Source organism: Marinifilum breve, from assembly GCF_003202155.1.
GTDB classification, from domain to species: Bacteria; Bacteroidota; Bacteroidia; order Bacteroidales; family Marinifilaceae; genus Marinifilum; species Marinifilum breve.
Genome location: NZ_QFLI01000046.1, coordinates 1 through 850, shown reverse-complemented (window position 1 = coordinate 850; position 850 = coordinate 1). Strand labels below are relative to the sequence as shown.

1 protein-coding gene is annotated in these 850 nt (G+C 41.3%); it reads left to right on the top strand.

The annotated features are described in order from the left end of the window. The coding region (locus tag DF185_RS23690) for a hypothetical protein (RefSeq protein WP_207784738.1) at nucleotides 1–850 on the top strand (850 nt) is incomplete at both ends.

Sequence of the window (850 nt, the reverse complement as noted above, 5' to 3'; positions counted from 1 at the left end):
CGACAAATATTTCGTAAAGCAAAATGCCAGTTTAACGCTAAAGCCCGGTTATCATTTTAAAGCCAGCTCTACTCAATCGCTACTCATCAAATCCGAACAGGTAAATATGGATGAGTTTAATGAACTGATTTACGTTTACAAGTACGATGATCGCAAACGCATGATTGAAAAGAAACTGCCGGGAGCCTTGCCTGTTTACATGGTTTATGACAATCGTGACCGTTTGGTAGCCACCCAAGATGGAAACCAAAGAGCAAAAAACAAATGGTTGGTCACCAAATATGATCATTTGAACCGTCCTGTTTTGACAGCCCTTTACGGAAGCTCAAAAAATCAAGCAAACCTGCAAAAAGAAGTGAACGATTTTTATGCGATTTCCACAAACCCCATGTTTGAAAGCAAGGGAGGCCTGAAATCCTACAACAACAAATCATTTCCAACAGGCATAAGTGATGCCAATGTATTAACAGCCACTTATTACGATGATTATACATTTGATCACTGCCCGCAGTCGGCATACAATCCAAACCAGCTTGCACTTTCAGCTTTGGAAACGGCCTTGTTGCCACTGCCCAAAGGACAAGTAACCGGTACCTGGGTAAAAACCCTAAATGCCGATTCGGGCAAACCGGGCGGATTGTGGACCGTAAATTTCTATGACAAAAAATACCGTGTTGTTCAAACCTATAGAGATAATTACCTGAATGGTTACGAGAGAATTACCAACCAGTATGATTTTGTAGGAAAAGTAGACCGAAGTATACACGAGCATGTGGCATTAGGAAAAACCATTGTAGAAAACAAATGGATGAAATACGATCATGCAGGACGCTTAACCAAGGTGGAGTTG